At 71.1% G+C, this 14616-nt stretch carries 11 protein-coding genes; 7 read left to right on the top strand and 4 right to left on the bottom strand.

Annotated features, from left to right (window positions below):
* The first annotated feature begins 118 nt into the window (after positions 1-118).
* From MFF61_RS19000 to MFF61_RS18975, 6 genes are all read left to right on the top strand, one after another.
* On the top strand, positions 119-2227 hold the full coding sequence (locus tag MFF61_RS19000; RefSeq protein WP_238237045.1) for a TonB-dependent receptor family protein: 2109 nt from the start codon (positions 119-121) through the stop codon (positions 2225-2227).
* 49 nt (positions 2228-2276) lie between these two features.
* Positions 2277-2543, top strand: coding sequence for a hypothetical protein (locus tag MFF61_RS18995; RefSeq protein ID WP_238237044.1), 267 nt, complete (start codon positions 2277-2279; stop codon positions 2541-2543).
* Positions 2544-2615: 72 nt separating this feature from the next.
* On the top strand, positions 2616-3896 hold the full coding sequence (locus tag MFF61_RS18990) for an O-acetylhomoserine aminocarboxypropyltransferase (RefSeq protein ID WP_238237043.1): 1281 nt from the start codon (positions 2616-2618) through the stop codon (positions 3894-3896).
* A 281-nt stretch (positions 3897-4177) separates the two neighbouring features.
* Positions 4178-5422, top strand: coding sequence for a sensor histidine kinase (locus MFF61_RS18985; RefSeq protein ID WP_238237042.1), 1245 nt, complete (start codon positions 4178-4180; stop codon positions 5420-5422).
* Positions 5423-5528: 106 nt separating this feature from the next.
* A complete protein-coding gene (locus tag MFF61_RS18980; protein ID WP_238237041.1) occupies positions 5529-5936 on the top strand; it encodes a response regulator in 408 nt (135 codons plus the stop codon).
* Positions 5937-5953: 17 nt separating this feature from the next.
* The gene (locus tag MFF61_RS18975) at positions 5954-7249 is read left to right on the top strand and encodes an O-acetylhomoserine aminocarboxypropyltransferase/cysteine synthase family protein (RefSeq protein ID WP_238237040.1); all 1296 of its coding nucleotides are present in this window, start codon (positions 5954-5956) and stop codon (positions 7247-7249) included.
* 31 nt (positions 7250-7280) lie between these two features.
* Here the strand turns inward: MFF61_RS18975 and MFF61_RS18970 are convergent, their stop codons facing one another.
* A complete protein-coding gene (locus MFF61_RS18970) occupies positions 7281-8036 on the bottom strand; it encodes an RNA methyltransferase (RefSeq protein WP_238237036.1) in 756 nt (251 codons plus the stop codon).
* Positions 8037-8361: 325 nt separating this feature from the next.
* Between MFF61_RS18970 and MFF61_RS18965 the strand changes: the two genes are divergently transcribed.
* Entirely contained in the window at positions 8362-9576 is a 1215-nt protein-coding gene (locus tag MFF61_RS18965; RefSeq protein WP_238237033.1) for an NADP-dependent isocitrate dehydrogenase, read from the top strand.
* A 46-nt stretch (positions 9577-9622) separates the two neighbouring features.
* Here MFF61_RS18965 and MFF61_RS18960 read toward each other — a convergent pair whose 3' ends face one another.
* From MFF61_RS18960 to glgX, 3 genes are all read right to left on the bottom strand, one after another.
* Positions 9623-10294 (bottom strand): intradiol ring-cleavage dioxygenase, encoded by a 672-nt coding sequence (locus tag MFF61_RS18960; RefSeq protein WP_238237031.1) that lies wholly within the window; start codon positions 10292-10294, stop codon positions 9623-9625.
* 17 nt (positions 10295-10311) lie between these two features.
* Positions 10312-11922, bottom strand: coding sequence for a histidine kinase famiy protein (locus MFF61_RS18955; RefSeq protein WP_238237029.1), 1611 nt, complete (start codon positions 11920-11922; stop codon positions 10312-10314).
* A gap of 313 nt (positions 11923-12235) precedes the next feature.
* Positions 12236-14509, bottom strand: coding sequence for a glycogen debranching protein GlgX (glgX, locus tag MFF61_RS18950; RefSeq protein WP_238237026.1), 2274 nt, complete (start codon positions 14507-14509; stop codon positions 12236-12238).
* Positions 14510-14616 lie beyond the last annotated feature (107 nt).

The raw sequence follows: 14616 nt of genomic DNA, 5'->3' as shown, positions 1-14616 counted from the left end.
GGCGCTGGCCGGGGAGACGAGGCGTGAGGTCGCACGCCCGTCCGGCCGAGGAGCCCCGCGCTCCCCGCGTCATCAACCGCTGCTCCGCCGGCCGCGCCGCGGAGCAGGAGGCGCCGCCATGCCCCGTCCACCCTTCCCCGCCGGGCTCGCGCGCAGCAGGCTCGCCGCGGGCCTGCTGCTCGCGGCAAGCCTCGCGCCTGCCTGCGCCCAGAGCCCCGACATCCTCGCGCTGCCCCAGATCGACGTCGCCGGAACCGGCGGCTCCCTGACCGCGCCCTCCGTTCCCGAACTGCGCCGGACCCTCGAGCGCACGGTCGGCTCGGTCGCCTTCGTGGATGCCGAGGCGATCCAGAACCGCTACGCCAACACCCTGCGCGACGTGCTCAAGGACGTGCCGGGCGTGTACGTGCAGGAGCGCTACGGCCAGGAACTGCGCCTCTCGGTGCGCGGCTCGGGCATCGCCCGCGGCTTCCACCTGCGGGGCCTCGAACTGCTCCAGGACGGCATCCCCCTCAACCTCGCGGACGGCAGCGGCGACTTCTATCAGGTCGATCCGCTCGCCCTGCGTGCGGTCGAGGTCTACAAGGGCGGCAACGCCCTCAGCTTCGGGGCCACGACGCTGGGCGGCGCGATCAACTTCGTCACCCCGACCGCCCACACGGCCTTCGCGCCCACCATCCTGCGCATCGACGGCGGCAGCTTCAACACTATCCGCGAGAACGTCCAGGTCTCGCGCATCGCCGGCCCGGCCGATCTGCTGGTCAACGGCACGATCACCAACTCCGACGGCTACCGCATCCACGACACCCAGCGCACCCAGAATTTCAACGCCAATCTCGGCTACGTGCTGGCGCCGGGCGTCGAGACGCGCTTCTATACCGGCCTCTACCTCACCGACCAGAAGCTGCCCGGGGCCCTGACCCTCCGCCAGGCCCTGACCGATCCGACCCGGGCCAACCCGGCGGCGGTCAGCGGCAACCAGTCCCGCAAGGTCGAGACCGAGCGGATCGCCAACCGGACCTCGTTCCTGCTCGACGTCGGCAAGCTCGACATCGACAGCTGGGCCATCCACAAGTCGCTCTACCACCCGATCTTCCAGGTCATCGATCAGGACGGCTGGACCTACGGCGTCTCGCCCCACTGGGCCGGCACCTTCGAGGTGGGGGGATTCCGCAACGAGACGCTGCTCGGCCTGCGGGCCTTCGCGGGCCAGAACTCAGCCCTGCAGTTCCTCAACGTGGCGGGCTCTCGCGGCGCACAGACCCGCAACACGCTCCAGAGCGCATCGAACTACGAGGCGTACGGCGAGAACCGCTTCTGGTTCCTGCCCGACGTGGCGCTGATGACCGGCGCCAAGCTCTTCTCGGCCAACCGCACCTACAGCGACAAGGGCGGCCTGCCCCTCAACCCGGCGGCACAGTTCGCCAACCGCACCTACGAGGGCTTGAACCCGAAGCTCGGCCTGCTCTGGCAGGTGCGGCCCGACCTGCAGGTCTTCGGCGACGTCACCCGCTCGGCGGACGTGCCGGATTTCTCCGACCTCGTGCAGCAGAACCTCGCCGGCAGCACCTTCGTGCCGCTGCGCGCCCAGCGGGCCTGGACGGTGGAGGCCGGCGCCCGCGGGCGGATCGGCGACCTCGCGCTCGACCTCACGCTCTACCGGGCGGACCTGCGCGACGAACTGATCAACTTCAATCCAAATGCGGGCCTCGGCATCCCGGCCGCGACCTTCAACGCGCCCCGCACCCGCCACCAGGGCGTCGAGGCGGCGGCGAGCCTCGACCTCGCCCGCGGCCTGATCGCGGGCGGAGACGCGCTGACGCTGACGCAGATCTGGACCCACAACGACTTCCGCTTCGTGGCCGACCCGGTCTTCGGCAACAACCGGATCGCCGGGATCCCGCCGGACGTGCTGCGCACGGTGCTGGCCTATACGCGGCCGGGCTTCTCCCTCGCGCCCGCCCTCGACTGGGTCCCGCTCGGCCCGTTCTCCGATCACGCCAACACCCAGCGGGTGCCAGGCTACGCGCTGCTCGGCGTCCAGGCCGCCCTCGATCTGGCCCCCGGCGTCACGCTGTTCGTGGATGCCCGCAACCTCACGGACAAGCGCACCATCTCCGACATCGCCGTGGTGGTGAACGCAGCGGCGCTCGGCCCGGCGGGGCCGGTGTCGTTCTACCCGGGCACGGGCCGCAGCGTGTTCGCAGGCGTGCGGGGCGCGTTCTGAACCTTCGGGAAGCGCCGCCGTTGTCCGGAGGTATCAGAGGAGTTCCGTCATGATCCGGCCGTGGCTTCTCGCTGTCCTCGTCCTCGGCACCCTGGCGGGCACCGCCCAGGCGCAGGGCGTTCCCGGCGGCATCCAGCGCGGTGCCCGCGAGGGCAACCGGGTCGCCGGCCCGGTCGGCGGCATCGTGGGCGGCACGGTCGGGGGCGTGGTGGGGGGCGTCAACGGCGTACTCGGCATCGACCCGGGTCCGCGGGCCTACCGCACCCGCCTGCCGGGGCGGCATCACGCCCGGCACCGGCACCATCGGCACCGCTGAGCCGCGCCCGCCCTTGACCCCGGGCGCGGGCGGGTCCTAGAGCACGGGCATCCCCTTCCGCGGAGTCGCCCGATGACCGACCGTCTGCCCGGCTTCAACACCCTCGCGATCCATGCCGGGGCGGCGCCGGACGCCGCAACGGGCGCCCGGGCGACGCCGATCTACCAGACGACCTCGTTCGTGTTCGACGATGTCGACCACGCGGCCTCGCTGTTCGGGCTGCAGGCCTTCGGCAACATCTACACCCGCATCGGCAACCCGACCAACGCCGTGCTGGAGGAGCGCGTGGCGGCGCTGGAGGGCGGCACCGCGGCGCTCGCCGTGGCCTCGGGCCACGCCGCCGAGTTCCTGGTGATGCACGCCCTGCTCCAGCCGGGCGACGAGTTCATCGCCGCCAACAAGCTCTACGGCGGCTCGATCAACCAGTTCAACCACTCCTACAAGAACTTCGGCTGGAACGTGGTCTGGGCCGACACCGACGATCCGGCCTCGTTCGAGGCCGCCATCACCCCGCGCACCAAGGCGATCTTCGTCGAATCGATCGCCAATCCGGGCGGCGTCATCACCGACCTCGCGGCGATCGCCGCCATCGCCAAGCGCCACACTATCCCGCTCATCGTCGACAACACGATGGCGACCCCGTACCTGATCCGGCCCTTCGAGCACGGGGCCGACATCGTGGTGCACTCCGCCACCAAGTTCCTGGGCGGGCACGGCAACTCGATCGGCGGCCTCATCGTCGACGGCGGCACCTTCCCGTGGGCGGGCGACGACCGCTACCCGATGCTCTCCAAGCCGCGCCCGGAATACGGCGGCATGGTGCTGTCCGAGACCTTCGGCAATTTCGGCTTCGCCATCGCCGTGCGGGTGCTCGGCCTGCGCGATCTCGGGCCGGCCCTCTCGCCCTTCAACGCGTTCCTGATCCTCAACGGCATCGAGACCCTGCCGCTGCGCATGCAGCGCCACTCCGACAATGCCCGCGCGGTGGCCGAGCACCTCGCGCGCCATCCGGCGGTGAACTGGGTGAGCTATCCGGGCCTGGAGAGCGACCGCTACCACGCCCTGCACAAGCGCTACTGCCCGCTCGGCGCGGGCGCGGTCTTCACCTTCGGGCTGAGCGGGGGCTACGAGGCGGGCGTGCGGCTGGTGTCGAACCTCAAGCTCTTCTCGCACCTCGCGAATATCGGCGACACGCGCTCGCTGGTGATCCACCCGGCCTCCACCACCCACCGGCAGCTCAGCGACGAGCAGAAGGTGCGGGCGGGCGCCGGTCCCGAGGTGGTGCGCCTCTCGGTGGGCATCGAGGACCCGGGCGACCTGATCGCCGACCTCGACCAGGCGCTCGCCGGCTGACCCGGACAAGTTCGGTCCCGGCCGAACCCGTCCCAAGTCAAAGGTGGGGCGAAGTATAGCCCGGCCATTGCGGCGCGCTATGTTCCTGTGATTTACTCCCGGGCATCGCGTCGGACGGCCGTGACAGCGGCCCAATGGCGCTGCCGGACGCGACGTCCGGGCGCTCGTCGGATCGGTCTCGAACGTCCGTCAGGCAGACGGCTCCGCGTGACGGTGCCGCCTGCCGCACGTGCGGGTCGTGCAGGCCGTCGGGCGCGTGAGGCCGGGGCGTCTGCGCTGCGATGACACGGATAGAGGCGCTGCTGCACTCCCATCCTCCGCCAGCCGATGCGGCGTCGGCCGCGGAGGCGGCGGCCGAGCGTCTGGCGCGGGCCGAGGCCGTGGCGACGGAGGCCCGGGCCGCAGCGGCCCTCGCCCAGATGCGCGCCGAGATCGCCTGCGCCGAGGCCGCACGCCTGCGGGCCGCCGCGAACGACCAGGGCCGCGCGCTCGCCGAGGGCGAGATCCGCCTCGCCTCCATGGAGGAGCTGAACGGCCGCCTGCGGGCGAGCGAGGCCTTCACCAGCCGCCTGCTCGCGGCGAGCCGCGACTGCATCGAGGTCCTGTCCCTCGACGGGACGGTGCTGTGGCTGAGCGCGGGCAGCGCCGCGGTGCTCGAAGCCGGCCCGGACGACCGCATCCTCGGCAGCGACTGGCGGGCCGTGTGGCCGGAGCCCGCCGACCGCGTCGCCGCCGAACTCGCGCTGGCCGCCGCCCGCGCCGGCCGCACCGGCCGCTTCCGGGCCGCTTCCCCGACCCGGCGCGGCGCGCTGCGCTGGTGGGACGTGGTGCTGACCCCGATCCAGGGCGATGCGGGCGTGGTCGAGCGCGTGCTCGCGGTGGCCCGCGACGTCACCGACGCCCATCACGCCGAGGAGCAGCAGATCCTGCTGATGCAGGAACTCGCCCACCGGGTGAAGAACATCCTGGCGATGGTGCAGGCCGTCGCGACCCAGACCCTGCGCGGCGCCACCTCGCTGGAGGAGGCGGCCACGGCCTTCGGGGGCCGGCTCATCGCCCTCTCCCACGCGCACGACATTCTGATCCAGGGGTCCTGGGCGGCGGCCGACCTGCAGAATGTGGTGGAGGGCGCCGCCGACCTGCATGGCGGGCGGGGGCCGGACCGCTTCCTGATCGACGGTCCGGCCGTCCGCCTCGGACCCCGCTCGGCCCTCGCCCTGTCCCTGATCCTGCACGAACTCGCCACCAACGCCGCGAAGTACGGCGCGCTGTCGCGGGTGGAGGGGCGGGTGAGCGTGACGTGGCGCATCGTCGCCGAGGCGTCCGAGCCCTGGCTGTCCCTGCGCTGGCAGGAGGCCGGCGGCCCGCCGGTGGCGGCGCCCACGCGCAGCGGTTTCGGGACTCGGCTGATCGAGCGCACCCTGGTGCACAGCCTCGGCGGGCGCGCCAGCCTGACCTACCCGCCCGCGGGCGTGGTCTTCTCCCTCTCGGCCCCCCTGCGGGCCGTGCAGGAGGCCTCGGCCTGAAGCATCGGGCCTGAGGCATCGGCACGCGGCCGGTCCGGCTCCGCTTGACCCTGGGGATGGCGCCCCATAGGCAGCAACCACCTGCCGACGTCAGCCGTTGCAACCGATGACATCATCCCCGGATCGATCCGAGCCTCCCGCGGACGAGGCCCCCGTGGTGCTCCTCGTCGAGGATGACGGGCTCCTGCTGATGGAAGCGTCCGACACGCTGGTCGAGGCCGGGTTCCAGGTGGTCGAGGCACCGCATGCCGACCGGGCGCTGCAGGTGCTGGAGAGCGACCGCGAGGTCGATGCCCTGATGACCGACGTCGACATGCCGCTGGGCTCCATCGACGGTCTGGCGCTGGCCCGCCTCGTCGCCCGGCGCTGGCCGTGGATTCCCGTGCTGGTCGTCTCGGGGATGGGCACGCCGGGGCCGAACGACATGCCGGACGGGGCGCTGTTCATCCCGAAGCCCTACGCGCCCTTCGACCTCGTCCAGACCCTGCACGATCGCGTGCGCCGCGCCGCCTGATCCCCGGAACCGACCCGATGCCGTTCGACCCCGCCAGCCTCGCCTTCGCCACCCGGGCGGTCCATGCCGGCGCCGCCCCCGACCCCGCGACCGGCGCGCGCGCCCAGCCGATCTACTTCACGAACGGCTTCGCGTTCGAATCGAACGAGCAGGCCGCCGACATCTTCGCCATGCGGGCGACGGGCTTCTCCTATTCCCGCGGCTCGAACCCCACCGTGGCGGCGCTGGAGCGGCGCGTCGCCTCGCTGGAAGGCGCCAAGGCCGCGGTCGCCGTCGCCTCGGGCCAGTCGGCGATGCTGCTCGTCCTCCTCACGCTGATGCAGACGGGGGACGCCTACGTCTCCTCGGCGCGCCTGTTCGGCGGCTCGCTCGGCCTGATGCGCCGGCTGGAGACCCGCTACGGCCTCACGCCCCAGTTCACCCGCGGGCTGACGCCGGATGATTTCGAGGGCGCCATCACCGAGGCGACCCGGGCGATCGTCTGCGAGTCGATCGTGAACCCCTGCGGCACCGTCATCGACATCGCGGGCGTCGCCGCGGTGGCGCGACGCCACAACCTGCCGCTCGTCGTCGACAACACGCTGGCCTCCCCGGCCCTGATCCGGCCGATCGAGCACGGGGCGGACATCGTCGTCCACTCGACCTCGAAGTTCCTGTCGGGGTCGGGCACGGTGATCGGCGGCATCGTCTGCGATGCCGGCCGCTTCGACTGGGCGGCCACGGGCCGCTACTCCCTCATCACCGATCCCTGGCCGGATTACGACGGTCTGGTGGTCGCGGAGCGCTTTCCCGAGACGTCCTTCGCCACCGCCTGCCGGCTGTTCGGCCTGCGCGACCTCGGCCCCGGCCTGTCGCCGATGAACGCCTTCCTGACCCTCACCGGGATCGAGACCCTGCCGCTGCGCATGGAGCGGCACTGCGCCAACGCCATGGCGGTCGCCGGCTATCTGCGCGCGCACCCGAAGGTGGCCTGGGTGAGCTATCCGTCGCTGCCGGGCCACCCGGGCGAGGCGGTGGCCAATGCCTACGTGCCGCAGGGGGCCGGGTCGATCTTCACCTTCGCCCTCAAGGGCGGCGAGCGGGCGGCGCTCGACTTCATCACCGGCCTCGACCTGATCTCCCACCTCGTCAACATCGGCGAGATCAAGTCCCTGGCGATCCACCCGGCCACGACCACGCACCGGCAGTTGCGCGAGGCGGAGAAGGTGGCGGCCTGCGTCGGTCCCGACACGGTGCGGCTCTCGATCGGGCTGGAAACCGTCGAGGACCTGATCGCCGACGTCGAGCAGTCGCTGGCCAAGCTCGCGGCCTGACCCGAGGCGCGCGGGGCAGCCGGGACGGGCCCTACTCGTCCGCCGCCTCCCGGCTCAGCGCCCTCAGGGCCCCGTGCAGGCTGCGCACATCCTGCTCGGTCATCTGCATGCGGTGCAGCATGTCGCGCAGGTTGCGCACCATCCCGCCGCGCTTCTCCGGCGGGAAGTAGCCGGCCCGGTCGAGGGCGCCCTCCAGGGTCCCGAACAGCGCCAGCAGCGCCTCCCGCGGCGCCGGGGGCGAGCGCATCTCGCCGTCGAACGGCAGCTGCGCGAGGCCGGCGGCGCGGCGCCACTCGTAGGCGACCAGGAGGACGCTCTGCGCGAGGTTGAGCGAGGCGTGCTTCGGATCGACCGGGAAGGTGATGATGGCGTCCGCGAGCGAGACCTCGTCGTTCGACAGCCCTACCCGCTCGCGGCCGAACAGGATCCCGACCCGCTCGCCCGCCTGCTGGCGTGCGGCCACCGCCCGCATCGCCTCGTCCGGCCCCAGCACCCGCTTCATCTGCCCGCGCTCGCGCGCCGTGGTGGCGAGCACGTGATGAAGGTCCGCGATCGCCTCCGCCACCGTGGCGTGGAGGGTGGCGCCGTCGAGGACGTGCGTGGCGCCCGACGCCGTCTCGCGCACGCCCTTCTTGGGCCAGCCGCCCTTGGGCGCCACGAGGCGCAGCTCCGCGAGGCCGAAATTGGCCATCGCCCGGGCCGTCATGCCGATGTTCTCGGCGAGTTGCGGCTCGACCAGGATGACCACGGGACGGGGCGGCGTCGGATCGGACGGTGGATCGGACATCTGATCGGACATGGCGTCGGCGAGGGGGCTGTGCGGGCCGGGACGGCGTGGGGCGCTTCTACGGCCTCGCGCCGCGTCGCGCCACGGACGGAACCGTCACGCCGGCCAAGCGTTGCCATACCAGACCTCCTTAGCCCCGGCCCCCGGCCGGGGCTTTTTTCCGCCCGACCGGTCCCGCCCGGCAGGATCTGGCCGCGGCGGCTTCCCCGTTATGGTGCACCGCGCTATGACCGCGGCTCGGCCGGCTTCGTCAGGCCGGGGCCTCCTGCGGCGCCCCCGGTCCGGCGGCCCGGCACGCTTGCGGCTCACGGAAGGCTGTTCGGTCATGGCGAAGATCAAGGTGGTGAATCCCGTCGTCGAACTCGACGGGGACGAGATGACGCGGATCATCTGGCAGTCCATCAAGGACAAGCTGATCCACCCGTATCTCGACATTCCCCTGGAGTATTATGATCTCGGGGTCGAGCACCGCGACGCCACGAACGACAAGGTGACGGTCGAGGCCGCCGAGGCGATCAAGCGGCACGGCGTCGGCGTGAAGTGCGCCACCATCACGCCGGACGAGGCCCGGGTGAAGGAGTTCAACCTCAAGGAGATGTGGAAGTCGCCGAACGGCACGATCCGCAACATCCTCGGCGGCGTGATCTTCCGCGAGCCGATCATCTGCCGCAACGTGCCGCGCCTCGTGCCGGGCTGGACGCAGCCGATCGTGGTCGGCCGCCACGCCTTTGGCGACCAGTACCGCGCCACCGACTTCAAGGTCCCGGGCAAGGGCCGCCTCACCATCAAGTTCGAGGGCGAGGACGGCACCGTGATCGAGCGCGAGGTGTTCAAGTTCCCGGATGCCGGCGTCGCGCTCGCCATGTATAACCTCGACGAGTCGATCCGCGACTTCGCCCGCGCATCGATGAATTACGGACTCGCCCGCAAGTTCCCGGTCTATCTCTCGACCAAGAACACCATCCTCAAGGCCTATGACGGCCGCTTCAAGGATATCTTCGAGGAGGTGTACCAGAACGAGTTCAAGCAGAAGTTCGACGCCGCCGGCATCATCTACGAGCACCGGCTGATCGACGACATGGTGGCCTCGGCCCTGAAGTGGTCGGGCGGCTACGTCTGGGCCTGCAAGAACTACGACGGCGACGTGCAGTCGGACACGGTGGCGCAAGGATTCGGCTCGCTCGGCCTGATGACCTCGGTGCTGCTCACCCCCGACGGCAAGACCGTCGAGGCCGAGGCCGCCCACGGCACGGTGACGCGCCACTACCGCGAGCACCAGAAGGGCAAGGAGACCTCGACCAACTCGATCGCGTCGATCTTCGCCTGGACCCGCGGCCTGTCGCACCGCGCCAAGCTCGACGACAACGCCGAGCTGGCGAAGTTCGCCACCACGCTGGAGACGGTCTGCATCGACACCGTCGAGGCCGGCCACATGACGAAGGATCTCGCGCTCCTCGTCGGCGCCGATCAGCGCTGGCTCTCGACCACGGGCTTCCTCGACAAGATCGACGAGAACCTGAAGGCCGCGATGGCCGCCTGAGCCGAGACGACCGGGAGCGGCCGCGTCGCAGCCGCCGCTCCCGGGATCAGGCCCCCGCCCGCCGCACGCCGAGCGTCAGGATGGCGGCAAAGCCCTCCCCCTCCTGCGTGACCTGCGCCAGACCCCGCCGCTGCGGGTCGTCCTCGCGCAGGAGCCCGTCGCGGTCGTTGCTGATCCGGCCGCGGGCGGGCCGGCCGCCATAGGCGGGCGACCGGGTCTGGACCGCGGCGTTCGCCGCATCGGGAAAGTAGATCTGCCCGGTCAGGGCGGTGCGGGCGTCGAGGATCACCTTGACGTGGACGTGCGTGGTGCGCCCGGGATACCAGCCCGGATAGATCGTGCGGAAGGTCGCGACGCCCTCCCGGTCCGTGAACTGCGTGCCGCGCAGGAACGTTTGCCCGACCGTCGAGGCCCCCCGGTCGCCCTGGCCCGGATAGCCCGAGTAGCGCCCCTGCGCGTCGGCGTGCCAGACATCGACCCGCGCCCCGGCCAGCGCGCCGCAGGACGGCGTCGCGACGACGCGCAGGCTCAAGCTCAGCGGCACGCCCGGCCGGTCCTCCCGGATGTCCGCCCGCACGAGGCGCGGATCGAGATAGAACGGACCCTCGACGGCCTGCGGCGTCAGCGGGCAGACCTCGGCGGCCGAGACGCCGCGCGGGGCGAGCGTGCCGGCGGCGAGCACCGCGAGCGCGGTCCGGCGGGAGAGGCCCTCGTCCATCGTTACAGCCTCCCGGATCAGTCGACGCCGGTCGGCCCGTCGAGGATCGCCCGGATCCGGCGCACGAGGTCGAGGCGGCGGTAGGGTTTGTCGATCAGCTCGAACTCGCTGCCGCCGGCCCCGGTGCGCTCCAGACTCGTCCCGGCGTCGCCGCTGGTCAACAGCACCTTCAGCCGCGGCTGGCGGCGGCGGGCCTCCCGCGCCAGCACGACGCCGGTCATGCCGCCCGGCAGCGTCAGGTCGGAGAACAGCAGGTCCACCGGCCTGCCGCCGTCGAGGATCTCCAGGGCCTCCCTGCCCTCCGCGGCCGCCAGGATGGTGTAGCCGAAATCCTGCAGGATCGTGCGGGCGAGGGCGGCGACGTCGCCGTGGTCGTCGACGATCAGGATCGTCTCGGTGCCGGACCGTTCCACGCCGCGGCGGCGCGAGGCTCCGGCCGGGCGCTCGTCGGCCTCGCCGGCCGGGAAGATCAGCCGCACGCTGGTGCCCCGCCCGACCTCGGACGCGATCTCCAGCGATCCGCCGGATTGCCTGACGAAGCCCTGGACCATGGCGAGGCCGGCGCCGCGCCCCTCCTCCCGGGTGGTGAAGAACGGCTCCGTCACCCGCGCGAGCACCTCCGGGGGCATGCCGGTGCCCTCGTCCGCCACCGTGATCGCGACGTAGCGCCCGGGCGGCAGCGGGCGGGGCCCCGCATCGTCCTGCGCGACATCGTGGTTCTCGGTGGTGATCGTGACCCGGCCGCCCGCCGGCATCGCCTCGCGGGCGTTGATGAGGAGGTTGAGCAGCGCCACCTCGGTCTGGGTCGGATCGAGGCGGGCGTTGCGCAGGGTCGGGTTCAGCACGGTCGCAACCGTGATCGGTGCGCCGAGGATGCGGCCGGCCAGGTCGCCCATCCCCTCCACGAGGTTGTTGAGGTTGACCGCCCGGCCCTCCAGGCCCTGCTTGCGGGAGAAGGCGAGGAGCTGCTGCGTCAGCGTGGCCGCCCGCTCGGCGGCACCCCGAATGGTCTCCGCCGCCCGCACGAGGCGGCCCGGATCGGCGCCCGGATCGGCCAGGCCGGCCTGCAGGATGTCGGCGTAGCCGACCACGACCTGCAGCAGGTTGTTGAAGTCGTGGGCGATGCCGCCGGTGAGGTGCCCCAGCGCCTCCATCCTCTGCGACTGGCGCAGCGCATCCTCGGCGTCCCGGCGGCGCGACACGTCGATCTGCGAGCCGAAGAAGTACACGAGGTCGCCGGCAGGGTCGTAGACCGGCGAGATGAACAGCGCGTTCCAGAACGAGGAGCCGTTCTTGCGGTAGTTCAGGATCTCCGTCGCGATCTCCCGGCGTTCCCGGATCGCCCGGCGCACCTCGTCGACGGTCTGCAGATCGGTCTCCGGCCCCTGCAGGAAGCGGCAGTTGCGGCCGATCAGGTCTCCCGGCTCGTAGCCCGTCATCCGCCGGAAGGCCTGGTTGGCGAAGATGATCGGGTTGTCCGGCTGGTGCGGATCGGTGACGACCATCGGCATCCGCGCCGTCTCGACGGCGGAAAAGAAGATGTCGCCGCGATGATCGCTCGCCTCCCCCGCCAATCCACGCGCGGCGATCGGGCCGGGGCCGGCCGGCGGCGTGTCGGGCGTCGTCATCCTGTTTCCGCTCCTGCTCGCAACCGCGTTCCCCGGTCCGGATCGAGGTTTCCCTGAGTCTCGGACATGCGGGATACTGCGTCAGGAGGGTGCGCCGATGGAAGACGCCCGCGGCGAAACCCTGCGCCGCCGGCCTCATCGCTGCGTCAGGCACCTCGTACCAACGGTCGTTGTCAACGACCGTTGGTTGCGTTCTCGATGTGTCGCCAAGCCTCTGGCGTGGCATCGACACGTCGAGATGGGTCATCGGCCCCGTCGATCCCGGGCTTGCCCGGGATCGAGATCGATGCGTCCGCATCCTGGGGCGATGGTATCAGGCGTCCTCGGCGGTCGCGAAGGCCACCGACTCGGATTCCGCCCGCTCGAAGGCCTGGATGACGTGCTGGTAGGAGCGCCAAGTCTCGGTGGCGTGATCGACCTCGGCCGGCCGCAGCACGAACAGCAGCATGGAGCGGCCGGTGACGTCGTAGATGTGGCCGATGTCGAACCGCGCGAGATCCTGGGTATCGGACAGGTTGGTGTCGAGCACCCGCATCCAGGCATCGCCCCCCACCACCTCGGGCAGCGTGAACTGCACCATGTCGTGGTAGGCGTTGAACAGCAGCAGCAGGGTCGCCTCCGAGCCGCGGCGGCGGATGCCGCTCGTTTGGGCCCGGCCGTCGAGCAGCACCGCCAGCGAGCGGGCGCCGCCGTCGTTCCAGTTCTCCGGGGTCATCTCGACGCCCGCGGGCGTGAGCCACGTCACGTCCCTGACGCCAAGCTCCTCATCGTAGGCGCCGGTGAGGAAGCGCCCACGCCCCAGCATCGGCATGGCCTTGCGCAGGATCAGCAGGCGCTGGGTGAACTCCGCGAGGTCGCGCTCCTCCGCTCCGATCGCCGTCCAATCGACCCAGGAGATCGCGTTGTCCTGGCAATAGGCGTTGTTGTTGCCCTTCTGGGTGCGGGCGAACTCGTCGCCGGCGAGCAGCATCGGGGTGCCGCGGGACAGGAGCAGCGTCGCCAGCAGGTTGCGCATCTGGCGCAGGCGCACCGCCCGGATCTCCGGATCGTCTGTCGGTCCCTCGACCCCGTAATTGGCCGAGAGGTTGTGCGAGTGGCCGTCGCGGTTGTCCTCGCCGTTCGCCGCGTTGTGCTTCTCGTTGTACGAAACGGTGTCGTTGAGCGTGAAGCCGTCATGGGCGGTGATGAAGTTCACCGAGGCCCAGGGCCGGCGCCCGCGCTTGTTGAACTTGTCGGCCGAGCCGGTGATCCGCTCGGCCAGCGCCGGCAGCAGACCCTCGTCGCCCCGCCAGTAGCCGCGCACGTCGTCGCGGAAGCGGTCGTTCCACTCCGCCCAGCCCGGCGGGAAGCCCCCCACCTGGTAGCCGCCGGGGCCGCAATCCCACGGCTCGGCGATCAGCTTGACGGAGGAGAGCACCGGGTCCTGGCGGCAGGAATCGAGGAAGCCGCCGCCCTCGTCGAAGCCGTAGGGCTCGCGGCCGAGGATCGTCGCGAGGTCGAAGCGGAAGCCGTCGACCCGCATCTCGGTGGCCCAGTAGCGCAGGGAATCCGTCACCATCTGCAGCACGCGGGGGTGCGAGAGGTTCACGGTGTTCCCGGTGCCGGTGTCGTTGATGTAGTAGCGCTTCTGGTCGGGCAGCAGCCGGTAGTAGGAGGCGTTGTCGATGCCCTTGAAGGACAGGGTCGGCCCGCGCTCGTTGCCCTCGGCGGTGTGGTTGTAGACCACGTCCAGAATCACTTCGAGGCCGGCGCCGTGCAGGCGCGCCACCATCTCCTTGAACTCGGAGAAGGCGAAATCCGGCACCGCCGCGTAGCGCCGCGCGGGCGCGAAGAACGAGAGCGTGTTGTAGCCCCAGTAATTCACCAGGTCCTTGTCGAGGAGGTAGCTGTCGTTCACGAAGGAATGGACCGGCAGCAATTCCACCGAGGTGACGCCGAGGCTGCGGATGTAGTCGAGCACCGGCTTGGTGCCGAGGCCCGCATAGGTGCCGCGCAGGCGTTCCGGCACGGCGGGATGCAGCTTGGTGAAGCCCTTGACGTGGGTCTCGTAGATGATGGTGCGGTCCCAGGGAACGTCCGGCTTCTGGTCGCGCCCCCAGGTGAAGGCCGGATCGATCACCCGGCACTTGCGGGTGAACTTGGCGCTGTCGCGCTCGTCGAAGCTCAGATCGTCGCCGCTCTCCATCACGTAGCCGAACAGGGCCGGGTTCCACGTCACCGACCCCACCAGCGCCTTGGCGTAGGGGTCGAGCAGGAGCTTGTTGGGGTTGAAGCGGTGCCCGGCCTCGGGCTCGTAGGGACCGTGGACCCGGTAGGCGTAGATCGTGCCGGGCCGGGCGTCCGGCAGGTAGCCGTGCCACACCTCGTCCGTGTATTCCGGCAGGTCGATGCGCTCGATCTCGGTCTCGCCGCTGTCGTCGAACAAGCACAGCTCGACCCGGGTCGCATGGGCCGAGAACAACGCGAAATTGACGCCGAGCCCGTCCCAGGTCGCCCCGAGGGGAAACGGCTGGCCCTCCCTGATCCGCGAGCGGCGGATGAGGGCCGGCTCGGGCGGCGCGGGTTTCGTCGTGATCTGAACGTTCATGGCGGGGGCCGGTCGATCCGTCGTGAGGGCGCGAAGCCTGACGGTGGGGAACGCATCGGCCGTCGTTCAAGGTCCCGGGGCGCGAGAGCTTTTTTTCGCGTCCGCCG

Origin of the sequence: Methylobacterium isbiliense, from assembly GCF_022179325.1 — a bacterium.
Taxonomy (GTDB): domain Bacteria; phylum Pseudomonadota; class Alphaproteobacteria; order Rhizobiales; family Beijerinckiaceae; genus Methylobacterium; species Methylobacterium isbiliense.
This window is presented reverse-complemented; position numbering and strand designations above follow the sequence as displayed.